12 protein-coding genes are annotated in these 16,765 nt (G+C 70.6%); 11 read left to right on the top strand and 1 reads right to left on the bottom strand.

Translation table 11 applies throughout. From position 1 onward, the window contains the following. From A6V29_RS10200 to A6V29_RS10150, 11 genes are all read left to right on the top strand, one after another. A partial coding sequence (locus A6V29_RS10200) for a helix-turn-helix domain-containing protein (protein WP_137160180.1) occupies positions 1–974 on the top strand: 974 nt, incomplete at its 5' end. A 200-nt stretch (positions 975–1,174) separates the two neighbouring features. Then, positions 1,175–2,797: an ABC transporter substrate-binding protein gene (locus A6V29_RS10195; protein ID WP_137160179.1), complete on the top strand. Its 1,623-nt coding sequence runs from the start codon at positions 1,175–1,177 to the stop codon at positions 2,795–2,797. A gap of 248 nt (positions 2,798–3,045) precedes the next feature. Next, the gene (locus A6V29_RS10190; RefSeq protein ID WP_137160178.1) at positions 3,046–4,719 is read left to right on the top strand and encodes an ABC transporter substrate-binding protein; all 1,674 of its coding nucleotides are present in this window, start codon (positions 3,046–3,048) and stop codon (positions 4,717–4,719) included. Between the two features lie 281 nt (positions 4,720–5,000). Then, positions 5,001–6,620 carry an ABC transporter substrate-binding protein gene (locus A6V29_RS10185; protein ID WP_137160177.1) on the top strand — a complete coding sequence of 540 codons (1,620 nt, stop codon included), beginning with the start codon at positions 5,001–5,003 and terminating at the stop codon, positions 6,618–6,620. A gap of 254 nt (positions 6,621–6,874) precedes the next feature. Continuing rightward, positions 6,875–8,491, top strand: coding sequence for an ABC transporter substrate-binding protein (locus A6V29_RS10180; protein WP_137160176.1), 1,617 nt, complete (start codon positions 6,875–6,877; stop codon positions 8,489–8,491). Positions 8,492–8,673: 182 nt separating this feature from the next. Beyond that, positions 8,674–10,326, top strand: a complete 1,653-nt coding sequence (locus A6V29_RS10175; protein ID WP_137160175.1) for an ABC transporter substrate-binding protein — start codon at positions 8,674–8,676, stop codon at positions 10,324–10,326. A gap of 411 nt (positions 10,327–10,737) precedes the next feature. Further along, positions 10,738–12,360, top strand: a complete 1,623-nt coding sequence (locus tag A6V29_RS10170; RefSeq protein WP_170977816.1) for an ABC transporter substrate-binding protein — start codon at positions 10,738–10,740, stop codon at positions 12,358–12,360. A 4-nt stretch (positions 12,361–12,364) separates the two neighbouring features. Continuing rightward, entirely contained in the window at positions 12,365–13,327 is a 963-nt protein-coding gene (locus tag A6V29_RS10165; RefSeq protein ID WP_137160173.1) for an ABC transporter permease, read from the top strand. 42 nt (positions 13,328–13,369) lie between these two features. Next, on the top strand, positions 13,370–14,305 hold the full coding sequence (locus A6V29_RS10160; RefSeq protein WP_137160172.1) for an ABC transporter permease: 936 nt from the start codon (positions 13,370–13,372) through the stop codon (positions 14,303–14,305). Then, on the top strand, positions 14,302–15,405 hold the full coding sequence (locus A6V29_RS10155; protein ID WP_249933152.1) for an ABC transporter ATP-binding protein: 1,104 nt from the start codon (positions 14,302–14,304) through the stop codon (positions 15,403–15,405). Before A6V29_RS10160 ends, A6V29_RS10155 begins: the two co-directional genes overlap by 4 nt. Continuing rightward, the gene (locus A6V29_RS10150) at positions 15,405–16,433 is read left to right on the top strand and encodes an ABC transporter ATP-binding protein (protein ID WP_137160171.1); all 1,029 of its coding nucleotides are present in this window, start codon (positions 15,405–15,407) and stop codon (positions 16,431–16,433) included. Before A6V29_RS10155 ends, A6V29_RS10150 begins: the two co-directional genes overlap by 1 nt. A 132-nt stretch (positions 16,434–16,565) precedes the next feature. On the opposite strand, the gene A6V29_RS10145 is transcribed toward A6V29_RS10150, so the two are convergent. Further along, the coding region (locus tag A6V29_RS10145) for a dienelactone hydrolase family protein (protein ID WP_170977815.1) at positions 16,566–16,765 on the bottom strand (200 nt) is incomplete at its 5' end.

Here is a 16,765-nt window from a genome sequence, read left to right as displayed (position 1 = left end):
GGCGCCGGGCCGAGCAGCACGTCTCCCTCGCGGTGGCCGTGCGGGAGCTGCAGACGGTGGCCGCCGTCGCGTGGCAGGCCCTGGTCCAGCGGGCCGGCGAGCTGTCCGCGGCGAAGGCCGCCGCCGTGCTGGCCGAGTCGCCGTCGATCTGGCGGGTCCTCGACGAGCTGACCCAGGCGGCGGTGCGCGGGCACGACGACGCCGTCCGCGCGATCGTGGACGCCGACCGCGTGCGGCGACGGGCGCTGCTCGACGCCCTGGTCGAGGGACGGATGGGGGAGTGGGTCCGCCTCGGCGGGACGCTGACCGGCCTCGGGCTGCCGGAGCGGGGGCCCTACGTCGCGGTGTCGGCCGAGTCGGTGGGCGACGGTCCCGTGCTCCCCGGCGTGGAGGAGTTCCTGTCGGGCCACGGGGTCCGCTCGGCGTGGCGCTCGGGCACGGACGGCGACGTCGGCGTCGTCGCGATCGGGGAGTGGCGCACCGTCACCTCGATCCGGGAGCTGCTCACCACGCTGGCGACGGGACGGGTGGGGTTGAGCCGGGCCTACGACGACCCGGTGCAGACCTCCACCGCGGTGGCCCGCGCGACGGTGGCCCGCCGGTGCCTGCCGGCCGGCGCCGTCGGGGTGACGGCGATCGACGACGACCCGGTCGCGGCGCTGCTGGCCTCCTCGGTGGAGACCTCGACCGAGGTGTCGCGCCTGCTCCTCGGGGATGTCATGGACCTGCCCGACGGCGAGCAGCAGACGCTCCTCACCACGCTGGCCACGTGGCTGGCCACCAACGGCAACTCCACCGAGACCGCGCGGCTGCTGTTCTGCCACCGCAACACCGTGCGCAACCGGCTGGCCCGCCTCGAGGAGCTCAGCGGGCAGTCGCTCGAGGACCCGCGCAGCGTGGCGCGGCTCTTCGTCGCGGTGGAGGCGCTGCGCCTGCTCGACCCCTCGGTCCTCGGCGACGCGGGGAGCGGCTGACCCGAGCGGGCCATTGGGCGCGGCGCATAGCCGAACCCCCCGTGACAGTGGCATGACGTCTAGTGACTCTCATCACTGTGATGAGCCACACTCCGAAGCGTCGCGCAGATGCGCGGACAGCTCATTCGTCGAGGGGTGGTCACATGCGGGAACTGTCGCGCTGGCGACGGCGGCGTTCGTCGGGTCGTGCTCTGGCATCGGTGGGGATCGCGGCGCTGCTGGTGGCCACGGCGGCCTGCGGTGGTGACGACGGGGACGACGGCGGGGACAGGGAGGCCGGCGCCGTCGTCGACACCTCCGACCAGGGCGACCCGGTCGAGGGCGGGGAGATCGTCGTCGGCCTCGAAGCCGAGACCAACAGCTGGCTCCCGGGGAACGCCAACTTCGGCAACCCCGGCTACAACGTCGCGTTCGCCATCTACGACCCGCTGATGAAGCGCTCGCCCGATGGCGAGGTGAAGCCGTACCTGGCGGAGTCGATGGAGCCGAACGACGACTTCTCCGTCTGGACGCTGACCCTGCGCGAAGGCGTGCAGTTCCACGACGACACCCCGTTGAACGCCCAGGCGCTGAAGACGATCTGGGACGAGTACCTGGTCGCGCCGGGCTCGAACCTGGCCGCGAACCTGGCCGAGGTGAGCTCGGTCGAGGTCGTCGACGACCTCACCGTCACCTACAACCTGGTGGAGCCGAACGCGGCGTTCCCGGACCTGCTCACCGACCCCGCCGGCTGGCCGTTCTCGCCGACGGCGGCCGCCCAGTTCGGCGACGACGCCGCGTCGAACCCGGTCGGCACGGGGCCGTTCGAGTTCGTCAGCTGGCAGCGGGACAGCCAGCTGGTCGTGGAGAAGAACGAGAACTACTGGCAGGAGGGTCTGCCCTACCTGGACAAGATCACCTTCCGGCCGATCCCCGACGAGGACACCCGGCTGGCGAGCCTGGAGAGCGGTGACATCGATGCGATGCAGTCGCTGCGCCAGAGCACGGTGGCGCGGGCGCGGGACATCCAGGGCGTCGACAACTACGAGTTCCTCGGCAACAACAGCGGTGGCTCGAACATCAACACCGGGAAGCCGCCGTTCGACGACGTCCGGGTCCGTCAGGCCATGGCGCTGGCCCTGGACCAGGAGGCCCTCATCGAGGTCCTGGGAGGTACCGGTCTCACCCCGGCGTCGACCCAGTTCTTCTCCCCGGAGGACCCGTACTACTCCGAGAAGGCGGCCGAGGCGTGGCCGGACCACGACCCGGAGCGGGCCCAGGAGCTCTACGACGAGTACAAGAACGACCCGGCGCGCTCCGACGGCAAGCCGGTCGGCAGCGACATCTCCTTCACCTACACCTGCCCGCCCGACCCGAGCCTCAACGAGCTCTCCCAGCTCTACCAGTCCTTCTGGGGCGCGCTGGGCATGCAGGTGTCGCTGGAGCAGGTGGAGCAGGCGGCGTACACGCAGCAGGCGGTCGCGCGCGACTACGAGGCCGGCTGCACCCGGCACGGCGGTTCGCGGGACCCGTACTTCGTGTTCACCCGCGCGTTCACGCCGGGCGTGCCGAACGTGACGGAGTTCCAGGACCCGGAGATCGACCGGAACCTCGACATCCTGCGCACGACGACCGACGTCGACGAGCGCAAGGCGGCCGTCGAGGCGATCAGCATCGTGCTGGCCGAGCAGGTCCCCATCACGCTGACCGGCGGCACGCTGACCGTCATCGCCGTCCGCGAGGCCGTCAAGAACGTCGACGGCTGGGTCTTCCCGGACGGTTCGGAGGGCAACGGGGTGCCCGAGGGCACCGCGATGTGGGGGCACGTGTGGCTCGCTGAGTAAGGCCGCATCGCACGCGACGGCCCGGGCGGAACGCCGTCCGGGCCGTCGTGGTGCGCCCGGTTAGCACAGCACCCCCGGTGTGCGGACCGCCGGGGGTCACCGACGGTGACGGTGGCGGGTCGCCCAATGACGCTGCGCATTCATCGGGGGAGACTCCGACGGGGCGCTTCTGGGCGCCCGGCACTCCGGCGCGCCCGCGATCGGGCGGCCGCAGTGGCACGTGCACACCGGTCTAGGAGTCATTTCAGATGCAAGCACATCGGCGCCCCACGAGGGGCCCGTGGAAGCGCGCCTTCGCCTCGGCGGGGCTCGCGGGTCTCCTGCTGGGGATCGCCGCCTGCGGCGGCGGCAACGACGACGGCGACGACGCCCAGGCCGGCGCGGTCGTCGACGTCGGCGAGGCCGGCGACCCGGTCTACGGGGGAGAGATCACCGTCGGTCTCGAGGCCGAGACGAACAGCTGGCTGCCCAGCGAGGGCACCTTCAACCAGCCCGGTACGAACGTCGCCTACGCGATCTACGACCCGCTGATGCACCGCACCGAGGACGGCTCGATCGAGCCCTACCTGGCCGAGTCCATGGAGCCCAACGCCGAGCTCACGGAGTGGACGCTCACCCTGCGCGAGGGCGTCCAGTTCCACGACGGCACGCCGCTGGACGCCGACGCGCTGAAGACGATCTTCGACACGTACCTCAAGGCGCCGGACTCCCGCGTGGCGGCCGACCTGGACGAGGTGACCGCCCTCGACGTCGTCGACCCGCTCACCGTGGTCTACCGGCTGACCGAGCCCAACGCCGCGTTCCCCGACACGCTCGTCACCGCTGCCGGCTGGCCGTTCTCGCCGACCGCCGCGGCCGCCGCCGGTCCCGACGCCGGGTCCAACCCCGTCGGCACGGGTCCGTTCACGTTCGTCGAGTGGCAGCGCGACAGCCGCCTCGTCGTCGAGAAGAACGAGAACTACTGGCAGGAGGGCCTGCCCTACCTGGACCGGATCACGTTCCGGCCGATCCCCGACGAGGACACCCGGCTGTCCAGCCTGCAGAGCGGTGACATCGACGTGATGCAGTCGCTGCGCCAGAGCACCGTCGTGCGCGCGCGCGACCTCGACGGCGTCAGCAACTACGAGCACCTCGGCAGCAACTCCGGCGGCATGACGATGAACACGAGCAAGCCGCCGTTCGACGACGTGCGGGTCCGCCAGGCCATGGCGTACTCCATGGACCAGGAGTCGCTCATCGAGGTCCTCGGTGGCGCCGGCGTCACCGAGCCGCAGACCCAGTTCTTCAGCGCGGACAGCCCGTACTACTCCGAGGCGCTGGAGGAGTCCTACCCGACGTACGACGTCGACAAGGCGCAGGAGCTCTACGACTCCTACGTCAACGACCCGGAGCGCAGCGACGGCAAGGCGGTCGGCGCGCCGATCTCCTTCACCTTCCAGTGCCCGCCGGACCCGAGCCTCAACGAGCTCTCGCAGCTCTACCAGGCATTCTTCTCCGCCCTGGGTGCCCAGGTCACGCTGCAGCAGACCGAGCAGGCCGCCTGGATCCAGGACATGCTGGCTCGCGACTACGAGGCCGGGTGCACCCGCGTGGGCGCCGACCGCGACCCGTACACCGTGTTCAGCCAGGCCTTCACCGAGGGTCCGCTCAACATGACGGCCTTCCAGGACCCGGAGATCGACGAGCAGCTCGCGGTCCTCAAGACCACGACCGACCTCGAGGCGCGCAAGGCCGCCGTCGAGGCGATCGGCGAGGTCCTCAACGAGAACGTCCCGAACACCTTCTCCGCCGGAACGCTGACGGTGATGGCCACTCGGGACGCCGTGAAGAACCTCGACGGCTGGGTCTTCCCGGACGGCACCCAGGGCAACGGCGCAGCCACCGCCCAGGTCATGTGGGGCCACGTCTGGGTGACCGACTGACCCGTCTGAGAACCAGCACAGCACTCCACGCGACGGCCCGGGCGGACACCGCCCGGGCCGTCGTGCGTGCACCTGTGAGGCTGCTGTGCGGCGAGTCACAGTTCGGCAGCGATTCGTGACGCAGCTCATGGTCGTGGGCCAGACTCCGACACGCGCCCCCGGGCGCCTGCCAACGCGCTGATCAGCGGGTCGCCGCGCAGCGCGCAACCTGGTCAAGGAGTGTGGACATGCGAGGACATCGCCGCCTGACGAGAGCTCCGTGGAGGCGCACGCTCGCCACCATGGGAGTCGCGGCTCTGCTCATCGGTACCGCGGCCTGCGGTGGCGACGACGGGGACACCGAGGCCTCGGGGGGCGACGTCGGGACCGACGAGATCTCCGAGCAGGGCGATCCGGTCACCGGCGGGACCATCGAGGTCGGGCTCGAGGCCGAGACCAACAGCTGGATCCCCGGCGAGGGCGCGTTCGGCGCCGGCGTCACCGTCGCCTACGCCCTCTACGACCCGCTGATCAAGCGCACCGCCGACGGTGAGGCGAAGCCCTACCTCGCCGAGTCGATGGAGCCGAACGACGACTTCACCCAGTGGACCCTCACCCTGCGCGAGGGCGTCCAGTTCCACGACGGCACCCCGCTGAACGGCGAGGCGCTCAAGACGATCTTCGACACCTACCTCACCGCCCCCGACTCCAACGTGGCCTCGTCCCTGGCCGAGGTCACGTCCCTGGACGTCGTGGACGAGCTGACCGTCGTCTACAACCTCGTGGAGCCCAACGCCGCGTTCCCGGACATCCTCACCGGTGCGCCCGGCTGGCCGTTCTCCCCGACCGCGGCCGCCCAGTTCGGCGAGGACGCCGGCGCCAACCCGGTCGGCACCGGCCCGTTCCAGTTCGTCAGCTGGCAGCGGGACAGCCAGCTCGTGCTGGAGCGCAACGAGAACTACTGGCAGGAGGGGCTGCCGTACCTGGACGGCATCACCTTCCGCCCGATCCCCGACGAGGACACCCGCCTGGCCAGCCTGCAGAGCGGTGACGTCGACGCCATGCAGACCCTGCGGCAGAGCACCGTCGCCCGGGCCCGCGACCTGGACGGCGTGGACAACTACGAGCACCTCGGCAACAACAGCGGCGGTTCGCTGATCAACACGACCCGCCCGCCGTTCGACGACGTGCGGATCCGGCAGGCGCTGGCGCACGCCATCGACCAGGAGGAGCTCATCGAGGTGCTGGGCGGCACGGGCCTGACCCCGGAGGCCACCCAGTACTTCAGCCCGGACAGCCCGTACTACTCGGAGGACGCCGAGGAGGCATTCCCGTCCTACGACCCCGACCGGGCGCAGGAGCTCTACGACGAGTACAAGAACGACCCGGCGCGCTCGGACGGCCAGCCGGCCGGGACCGACATCTCGTTCTCCTACAACTGCCCGCCCGACCCGAGCCTCAACGAGCTCTCCCAGCTCTACCAGGCGTTCTGGAACACCCTCGGCATGGAGGTGAGCCTCAACGCGGTCGAGCAGGCCGCGCACATCCAGAACGGGCTGGCGAAGGACTACGACGTCCAGTGCTTCCGGTTCAGCTCGCAGGAGGACCCGTACTTCATCCTGGACGAGGCCTTCACCCCCGGGCCGCTCAACTTCACCGGCTACACCAGCGCGGTGATCGACGAGAACCTGGAGATCCTGCGCACGACCACCGACCTGGCCGAGCGCCAGGCCGCGGTCGAGGCCATCAGCCTCGATGTCTCGGAGAACGTGCCGAACCTGTTCACCGGCTACACCCTCACCGACGTCGCCGTGCGCGACGTGGTGAAGAACGTGGACGGCTGGGTGTTCCCGGACGGCACGGAGGGCGACGGGGTGCCCGGCGCGAACACCATGTGGGGCTTCGTCTGGCTGGCTGAGTGACTCTGGCTGGCTGAGTGACGTAGCCGGCGCGATCCCACAGGCGACGGCCCGGGCGGAGCTCCGCCCGGGCCGTCGCTGCGCGCCGTCCCGATCGGCGGGCCGATCCCGGGGGTAGTGACCTAGGTCACTGCCATGCGCCACACTCCCTGCGCCGCGACGGCGCGGCGTTCCGGACGAGGACGGGGTGGCGACTCATGCGAGGACTTCGGCGACCGGCGCGGAACCGGTGGACGCGATCGTCGGTACCGGCGGCCGTGGCGGCGCTCCTGCTGGCCTCCGCCGCCTGCGGCGGAGGAGGCGGGGGCGGCGACGGCGAGACCCGAGCCGGGGCGGTCGTGGACGCCACGGAGGCCGGAGACCCTGTCCGGGGCGGCACGATCACCGTCGCGCTCGAGGCGGAGACCAGCAGCTGGCTGCCCAGCAAGGGAACGTTCAACCAGCCCGGGGTCAACGTGGCCTGGTCGCTCTACGACCCGCTCGTGCACCGGACGGCGGACGGTGAGATCGAGCCCTACCTCGCGGAGTCACTGGAGCCGAACGCCGAGCTCACGGAGTGGACGCTGACCCTGCGCCCCGGCGTCCTCTTCCACGACGGCACCCCGCTGGACGCGCAGGCGCTCAAGACGATCTTCGACACCTACCTCACGGCGCCCGACTCGAACACCGCCGCATCGCTCACCGAGATCACCTCGCTCGACGTCGTCGACGACCTGACCGCGGTCTACCGGCTGACGCGGGCGAACGCCGCCTTCCCCGAGCTGCTGGTCTCCTCGCCCGGCTGGCCGTTCTCGCCGACCGCCGCGGCCCGGTACGGGGACGACGCCGGGGCGAACCCGGTGGGCACCGGCCCGTTCAGGTTCGTCAGCTGGCAGCGGGACAGCCAGATCGTGCTCGAGCGGAACGACGACTACTGGCAGGACGGGTTGCCGTACCTGGACCGGATCGTCTTCCGGCCGATGCCGGACGAGGACACCCGGCTGGCGAGCCTGGAGAGCGGTGACATCGACGTCATGCAGTCGCTGCGGCAGAGCACCGTCATCCGCGCGCGCGGCCTCGACGGGTTCAGCAACTACGAGCACCTCGGCAGCAACTCCGGCGGCGGGACGTTCAACACCAGCCGGCCGCCGTTCGACGACGTCCGGGTGCGCCGGGCGCTGGCCCACGCCATCGACCAGGAGGCGGTCATCGAGGTCCTGGGCGGTGCCGGGGTGACCCCGCCGACGACCCAGTTCTACAGCGAGGACAGCCCGTACTACTCCGAGGAGGTGGCCGACGCCTATCCCCGGTACGACCCCGAGAAGGCCCAGGAGCTCTACGACGACTACGTGAACGACCCGACGCGGTCGGACGGCAAGCCGGTGGGCACCCCGCTGTCGTTCACCTACAGCTGCCCGCCGGACCCGAGCCTCAACGAGGTGGCCCAGCTGGTCCAGTCGCTCTACGGCGCCATCGGCGCGCAGGTGCGGCTCGAGCAGGTCGAGCAGGCGGCCTGGATCCAGAAGATGCTCGCCAAGGACTACGACGTCGGCTGCACCCGCGTGGGGTCCGACCGGGATCCCTACCTGGTGTTCGACTCGGCGTTCACCGAGGGGCCGCTGAACATGACGGCGTTCCAGCACCCGGAGATCGACGCCCAGCTCGACGTGCTGCGGACGACGACGGACGTCGAGGAGCGCCAGGCGGCGGTGGAGGCCATCGGGCTGCTGCTCAACGAGTACGTGCCCAACACCTTCAGCGGCGGGACGCTGACGGTCATGGCCGCTCGGGACGAGGTCAAGAACATCGACGGCTGGACGTTCCCGGACGGCACGCAGGGCAACGGGGCGGCGAGCTCGCAGGTGATGTGGGGCCACGTCTGGGTCACCGGATAGGCCTCGCTTCCCTCGACCGTGTGGCCGTGATCACAGCCTGGACACGGCTAGTGACTTTGGTCACCGGCATGGGTCAGACTCCCGTCGCGCTCTCGGAGCGCCCGCACATCGACGTCGATCGGTCGTCGCTGTGCCGCCGGCATCGTGGATCGGAGAGGCAACACATGCGAGGACATCGGCCGATGAGAGGCCCCTGGACCCGGGCGCTCGCCACCGCGGGGGTGGCGGCGCTCCTGCTGGGCATCGCCGCCTGCGGCGAGGACGGCAACGGGAACGGGGGAGACGCCGGGGGAGCCGTCGTCGACCCCACGGAGGCCGGCGACCCGGTCTACGGCGGAGAGATCACCGTGGGGCTGGAGGCCGAGACGAACAGCTGGCTGCCCAGCGAGGGCACCTTCAACCAGCCGGGCCTGACGATCGCGCACGCCATCTACGACCCGCTGATGCAGCGCGCCGAGGACGGTTCGGTCGAGCCGTACCTGGCCGAGTCGCTGGAGCCCAACGACGACCTCACCGAGTGGACCTTGACGCTGCGCGAAGGCGTCCTGTTCCACGACGGCACGCCGTTGGACGCCGAGGCGCTCAAGACGGTCTTCGACACCTACCTCAAGGCCCCGGGCTCGCGCCTGGAGGCGTCCCTGGCCGAGGTGGAGTCGATGGACGTCGTCGACGACCTCACCGTCAGGTACAACCTCGCGGAGACCAACGCCTCGTTCCCCGACGCGCTGATCACCGCGGCCGGCTGGCCCTTCTCGCCGACCGCCGCCGCGGCGGCCGGCCCCGACGCCGGGGCGAACCCGGTGGGCACGGGCCCGTTCAAGTTCGTCGAGTGGCAGCGGGACAGCCGCTTGGTCGTGGAGAAGAACGAGGACTACTGGCAGGAGGACCTGCCCTACCTCGACAAGATCACCTTCCGGCCGATCCCCGACGAGGACACCCGCCTGGCCAGCCTGCAGAGCGGTGACATCGACGTCATGCAGTCGCTGCGGCAGAGCACGATCATCCGGGCCCGCGAGCTCGACCGCGTGAGCAACTACGAGAACCTCGGCAGCAACGCCGGCGCGACCACGCTCAACACCAGCCGTCCGCCGTTCGACGACGTCCGGGTGCGCCGGGCGCTGGCGCACGCGCTCGACCAGGAGGCGCTGATCGAGGTCCTCGGTGGCGGGGGCGTCACGCCGCCGCAGACCCAGTTCTACAGCGAGGACAGCCCGTACTGGTCCGAGGAGCTGGCCGAGGCCTACCCGTCGTACGACCCGGACAAGGCCCAGGAGTACTACGACGAGTACATCAACGACCCGGAGCGCAGCGACGGCCAGCCGGTCGGCACCGATCTCGCGTTCTCGTTCCAGTGCCCGCCCGACCCGAGCCTCAACGAGCTCTCCCAGATCATCCAGTCGTTCTGGGGCGAGCTCGGTGCCGAGGTGGAGCTCCAGCAGCTCGAGCAGGCGGCCTGGATCCAGAAGATGCTGGCCCGCGACTACGAGGCGGGGTGCACCCGGGTGGGTAGCGACGGCGACCCCTACCTCACGTTCGACAACGCCTTCACCGAGGGCCCGTTGAACATGTCGGCGTTCCAGGACCCGCGGATCGACGCGCAGCTCGACGTCCTCAAGACCACGACGGACATCGACGACCGCAAGGCGGCCGTGGAGGCCATCGGCATGGTGCTCGCCGAGGAGGCGATCCACACCTACGCCGGCGGCACGCTGACCGTCCTGGCCGCTCGTGAGGAGGTCAAGAACATCGACGGCTGGGTCTTCCCGGACGGCACGAAGGGGCAGGGTGCCGCGAACGCGGACACCATGTGGGCCCACGTCTGGGTGACCGACTGACCTCGAGGCACCACCGCGGCGGCCCGGGCGAGAGATCGCCCGGGCCGCCGTGCTGTCCGGCTCCCGGTGGTTCCCCGACCCCCTCGGCGGAGCCGCGACACGCCCGGGCGGACTCGCGGTCTGCTGAGGCGCCCGAGACGTGAGTGACGACGCCCGAGCCCCGTCGGAGAGCGGCTGCGCGCACGTTGTGCGCAACGCATAGTCCGGCGGGCGGTGACAGTGGCAAGGCGCCTAGTGACGCAGCACACCCCCGTAGTACAGACTCCGATCACGCGCTCTGGGCGCTCGCACATCAACGCGCCTGTCTGCCGGCAGCCCGCGGCTGTGCCGGCCAGCAACCTGTCAAGGAGTAAGCACATGCGAGGACATCGGCGCCCGACGAGAGGTCCGTGGAAGCGGGGACTCGCTTCCATGGGGCTCGCGGGGCTCCTGCTGGCAACCGCCGCCTGTGGCGGCGACAGCGGGAACGGGAACGGTGACGCCGAGGCCGGCGCGGTATCCGAGACCGTCGAGGCCGGGGACCCGGTCTACGGCGGTTCCATCACGGTCGGCCTCGAGGCCGAGACCAACAGCTTCCTGCCCAGCGAGGGCACGTTCAACCAGCCGGGCCTCAACGTCGCCTACGCGATCTACGACCCGCTGATGCAGCGCTCCGAGGACGGCGAGGTCCGGCCCTACCTGGCCGAGTCGCTCGAGCCCAACGACGACCTCACCCAGTGGACGCTGACGCTGCGCGAGGGCGTGCAGTTCCACGACGGGACGCCGCTGAACGGCGAGGCGCTGAAGACGATCTTCGACACCTACCTCAAGGCGCCGGACTCGCGGCTGTCCGCCCAGCTCGCGGAGGTGACCGCGCTGGACGTCGTCGACGACCTCACCGTCACCTACACGCTGGCCCAGACCAACGCCGCCTTCCCCGACCTCCTCGTCGGCGCCTCCGGCTGGCCGTTCTCGCCGACCGCCGCGGCCGCCGCCGGCCCCGACGCCGGTGCGAACCCCGTCGGCACGGGCCCGTTCAAGTTCGTCGAGTGGCAGCGCGACAGCCGCCTCGTCGTCGAGAAGAACGAGAACTACTGGCAGGAGGACAAGCCGTACCTCGACGAGATCGTGTTCCGGCCGATCCCCGACGAGGACACCCGCCTGGCCAGCCTGCAGAGCGGTGACATCGACGTCATGCAGTCGCTGCGGCAGAGCACCGTGGTCCGCGCCCGCGACCTCGACGGCGTCAACAACTTCGAGCACCTCGGCAGCAACTCCGGCGGCCTGACGCTCAACACCAGCCGGCCGCCGTTCGACGACATCCGCGTGCGCCAGGCGCTGGTGTACGGCGTCGACCAGGACGCCCTCATCGAGGTCCTCGGCGGCACCGGCGTCACGCCCCCGCAGACGCAGTTCTGGAGCCCGGACAGCCCGTGGTACTCCGAGACCGTCGCCGAGGCCTACCCCTCCTACGACCCGGAGAAGGCCCAGGAGCTCTACGACGAGTACGTGAACGACCCGGAGCGCAGCGACGGACGTCCGGTTGGCACCCCGCTGTCGTTCACCTTCCAGTGCCCGCCGGACCCCAGCCTCAACGAGCTCTCGCAGCTGTACCAGGCCCTGTGGGGCGCCCTGGGTGCCCAGGTCACGCTCCAGCAGACGGAGCAGGCCGCCTGGATCCAGGACATGCTGGCCCGTGACTACGACTCCGGCTGCACCCGCGTGGGCGCGGACCGCGACCCGTACCTGGTGTTCGACGACGCCTTCACCGAGGGCCCGCTGAACATGACGGCGTTCCAGAGCCCGGAGATCGACGAGCAGCTGGAGATCCTGCGCACGACGGTCGACGTCGAGGAGCGCAAGGCCGCCGTCGAGGAGATCGGTCTGATCCTCAACGAGAACGTGCCCAACGCCTTCAGCGGTGGCACGCTCACCGTGCTCGCGACCCGCGAGCCCGTGGTGAACCTGGACGGCTGGACCTTCCCGGACGGCACCATGGGCAACGGCGCCAACGCCTCCACGGCCATGTGGGGCCACGTCTGGAAGACGGAGTAAGCCCGTGCGCTACGTCCTCTCGAGGATCCCCTCGCTCCTGGCCACGCTGCTCGCGGTGTCGGTGCTGACGTTCCTCCTGACCAGCCTGCTGCCCGGTGACCCGGCGCTGCAGATCCTGGGCGCGGAGAACGCGACACCGGAGGCGATCGCCGCCGTGCGCGCGGAGCTCGGTCTGGACGACCCGATGCCGGTGCGCTACCTGAACTGGCTCGGCGACGCGCTGACGGGCGACTTCGGCCGCTCGTACCGGACGAACGAGCCGGTCGCCGACGCGATCATCGATCGGCTGCCGGTGACGGCCGAGATCGGCATCCTCGCCATCGTGATAGCGCTGCTGCTCGCGATCCCGCTGGGGATCCTGTCGGCCTACAAGGCCGGCTCGCGGATCGACCGCGCGATCAGCGGCACCAGCTTCGGCCTGCTGGCGGTGCCGAACTTCATGGTCGCGATCCTGCTGATCTACGTGTTCGCGGTGTCGCTGGGCGTGCTGCCGGCGACGGGGTGGGTGAACTTCACCGACAACCCGGCGCAGAACCTCCGCGCCGCGTTGCTGCCGGCGCTGTCGCTGGCCATCGCGGAGATGGCGGTCTACACCCGGCTGCTGCGCACCGACATGATCGCCACGCTCCAGCAGGACTTCGTGACCATGGCCCGCGTGAAGGGGGTGTCGGACCGGCGGATCCTGTTCCGGCACGCCCTGCGGCCGTCCTCGTTCTCACTGATGACGGTCGCGGGTGTGCAGGTCGGCGCGATCATCGGCGGGTCCGTGGTCATCGAGACGCTGTTCGCCCTGCCGGGCGTCGGCCGCCTGCTGTTCGACGCGGTCGTGCAGCGTGACCTGGTGATGGTGCAAGGCGTCGCGCTCGTGATCGCCGTCAGCTACGTCGTCGTGAACTTCACCGTCGACATCCTGTACTCGTTCCTGGACCCGAGGATCTCGCATGGACGCTCCGCGGCGAGAGTCTGACCCCCCGCCCGCCGTGCACGGCTCAACCGCACAGGGAGAACCATGACCACCCCCGCGCCCAACCTCGGCGCTCCGCACCCCGGGGTCGACCCGCAGGCCGCGCCCGCTGACGGGCTGGTCGCGGAGACGCAGCTCGGCGGAGGACCGGCCGGCAAGAAGCGGAAGCGCGGCTTCGGCTGGGGCTTCTGGCTGGCCGCCACCTGGCTGATCGTCGTCCTGATCTGCGCGGTCTTCGCCGACATCCTGCCGGTGAAGGACCCGCTCCGACCCGACGTCATCAACAAGCTCGCCCTGCCCGGCGGGGAGAACCTGCTGGGCACCGACGGGCTCGGCCGAGACACCCTGGCCCGGCTCGTGCACGGTGCCCGGGTCTCGGTGACCATCAGCGTCACGGCGGTCACGATCGGCATGGTCGTCGGCGGTTTCCTCGGGATCATCTCCGGGTTCTTCCGGGGCAAGCTCGAGACCGTCCTGATGACGATCATCAACATCATCCTGGCCTTCCCGGCCCTGGTGCTGCTGCTGGTCCTGCTGGCCTTCGTCGGCCGCAGCCTGGTCGTCATCTCGCTGATCGTCGGGTTCCTGTCCATCCCGATCTACACCCGTGTCGCGCGGGCCACGACCCTCGCGGTGGCCGAACGCGAGTTCGTCCGCGCCGCCCGGACGATGGGCGCGAAGAACTCCCGGGTGCTCGCCCGGGAGATCCTGCCCAACGTGGTGCTGCCGGTGGCGGCCTTCGGCCTGGTGGCCATGGGTGTGGTGATCGTCCTCGAGGGGACGCTCGCCTTCCTGGGCCTCAGCGTCGAGCAGCCGGCGCCCACCTGGGGCGGGATGATCTTCGACGGCAAGCGCTACCTCAACGAGGCGCCGCACGCCGTGCTGATCCCCTCCGTGGCCATGTTCCTCACGGTGCTGTCGCTGAACCTGGTCGGCGACTCGCTCCGCAGCCGCTTCGACGTCCGAGGGAGCAACCTGTGACCACCGCGCCGCCGCTGGACGGCCGAGCCGACGAGCCCCTCCTGGAAGTGGAGGACCTGCGCACCTACTTCCACACGCCGCGGGGCGTGGTGAAGGCGGTCGACGGCGTCTCCCTCCGGGTGGACCGGGGCAAGACGCTGGGCGTCGTGGGGGAGTCCGGCTCGGGCAAGACCGTGCTGTCCCGCTCGATCATGAACCTGCTCCCCAAGAGCAACACGATCCGCGAGGGCTCGGTCAGGTTCGAGGGCCGTGAGCTCACGAAGCTCAAGAACTCCGAGATGCGCCGCGTCTGGGGCGCCGAGATGGCGATGGTCCTGCAGGACCCGATGACCTCGCTCAACCCGGTCACCCGCATCGGCGAGCAGATCACCGAGTCCCTGGGCATCCATCTCGGCGAGAAGGGGAAGGTGGCCCGGGACCACGCCGTCGAGCTGCTCAAGTCGGTCGGCATCCCGGCCGCCGAGCGCCGGCTCAAGGAGTACCCGCACCAGCTCTCCGGCGGTATGCGGCAGCGCGTCACCATCGCGATCGCGCTCGCCTGCAGCCCGAAGCTGCTCGTCGCCGACGAGCCGACGACGGCCCTGGACGTGACGGTCCAGCGGCAGATCCTCGACCTGCTGGAGTCGCAGCAGACCCAGCGCAACATGGGCATGATCATCATCACCCACGACCTGGGCGTGGTCGCCGGTCGTGCGGACGAGATCGCCGTCATGTACGCCGGCCGGGTCGTGGAGCGCGCGCCGACGCGCGAGCTCTTCTCCCGGTACCGGATGCCCTACACCGAAGGGTTGTTGCGGTCCATCCCGCGGCTGCACCAGCCGAGCCACACCAGGCTGGCCGCCATCCCCGGCCGGCCGCCGGACCTCGTCGACCCGCCCGCGGGGTGCTCCTTCGCACCGCGGTGCAACTACGCACAGGAGCGCTGCTTGACCGAGAAGCCAGCCTTGGCGACGCACGCCCCCGGCCACGAGGCCGCCTGCCACTTCCCGGTCGGCACCACCGCCGGCCAGGAGGCGCTGGCGCGCAACCTGGCCGCCGGCAAGACGGCGGCGGGCACGCCGCTGGACGAGGCCACCGTCGCCGCGGCGGGGGCAGCCTGATGGCCGGCACCGGTACCGCCCACCTCCGGGACTCCGACGACGTCGTCCTGCGGGTCGAGGACCTCGTCGTGGAGTTCCCGCTGGAGCGGGGGCAGAAGGTCCACGCCGTGTCCGGGATCAGCTTCGACATCGCCAAGGGCGAGACCCTCGGCCTGGTCGGGGAGTCCGGCTGCGGCAAGTCGACGACGGGTCGGGCGATCATGCAGGCGCCGCGCCCGACGAGCGGGAAGATCCTGTTCGACGGCAAGGACCTCAGCACCCTGTCGTCCGACGAGCTCCGCCGCAGCCGCACGAAGCTGCAGATGATCTACCAGGACCCGATCTCGTCCCTGAACCCGCGCCGCCGGGTGCGGGACATCGTCGCCGAGGGCCTGTCCATCTGGGAAGGCAAGAACGCGGACGACCCACGGGTCGACGAGATGCTGACCGAGGTCGGTCTCGACCCCGAGGTGGCCGGCGGTCGGCGACCGCACGAGATGTCCGGTGGTCAGTGCCAGCGCGTGTCGATCGCCCGGTCGCTCATCATGCGGCCGGAGGTGCTGATCTGCGACGAGCCGGTGTCGGCGCTGGACGTCTCGGTGCAGGCCCAGATCCTCAACCTGCTCGAGGACCTGAAGGCCGAGTTCCACCTGACGATGGTCTTCATCGCCCACGACCTGGCCGTGGTGAAGAACATCAGCGACCGGGTGGCGGTGATGTACCTGGGCAAGATCTGCGAGGTCGCGCCGTCCGACGTGCTGTACGCACACCCGGCGCACCCCTACACCGCAGCCCTGCTGGCCTCGATCCCGGTGCCGGACCCCGACGCCAGGCACGACGACACCGGCCTCAAGGGCGAGTTGCCCTCGCCGGTCGACCCGCCGAGCGGCTGCCGGTTCCGCACCCGGTGCCCGCGGGCGGCCGAGCTGTGCGCGGCCGAGGAGCCGAAGATGCGCGAGGTCGCTGCGGCTCAGTTCGTCGCCTGCCACTTCCCCCTGGTGGGGGAGCAGGCGTCGGGCGAGGCGCGCGAGGTCACGGCGGTGTCCTGACCGTCGTCACCGGCTGATGCACGTCGCGGCCGCGCGGACCGGATGTCTCGGTCCGCGCGGCCGCTGTCGTCGTGCAGTCGCTGTCGTCGTGCAGTCGCTGTCGTCGTGCGGCCGCTGTCGGCGTGCAGAGGGTCAGCGGCGGCTCACCCTGTCGGTGAGGGTGAGGATGTGCTCCCAGGCGTCCCGGCAGGCGTCGCTCCAGTCGCTGTAGGCACGGTCGAAGAACGAGTGCGGGGCTCCCTCGTACACCGGGGCGACCACGTCGGCGCCGGCGCGGCGCATGGTGTCGGCGAGCGCCAGCTGCTCCTCCACGGGCGTGGCCTGGTCCGCGC

Origin of the sequence: Blastococcus sp. CCUG 61487 (assembly GCF_005222955.1) — a bacterium.
Lineage (GTDB): Bacteria > Actinomycetota > Actinomycetes > Mycobacteriales > Geodermatophilaceae > Blastococcus.
This window is presented reverse-complemented; position numbering and strand designations above follow the sequence as displayed.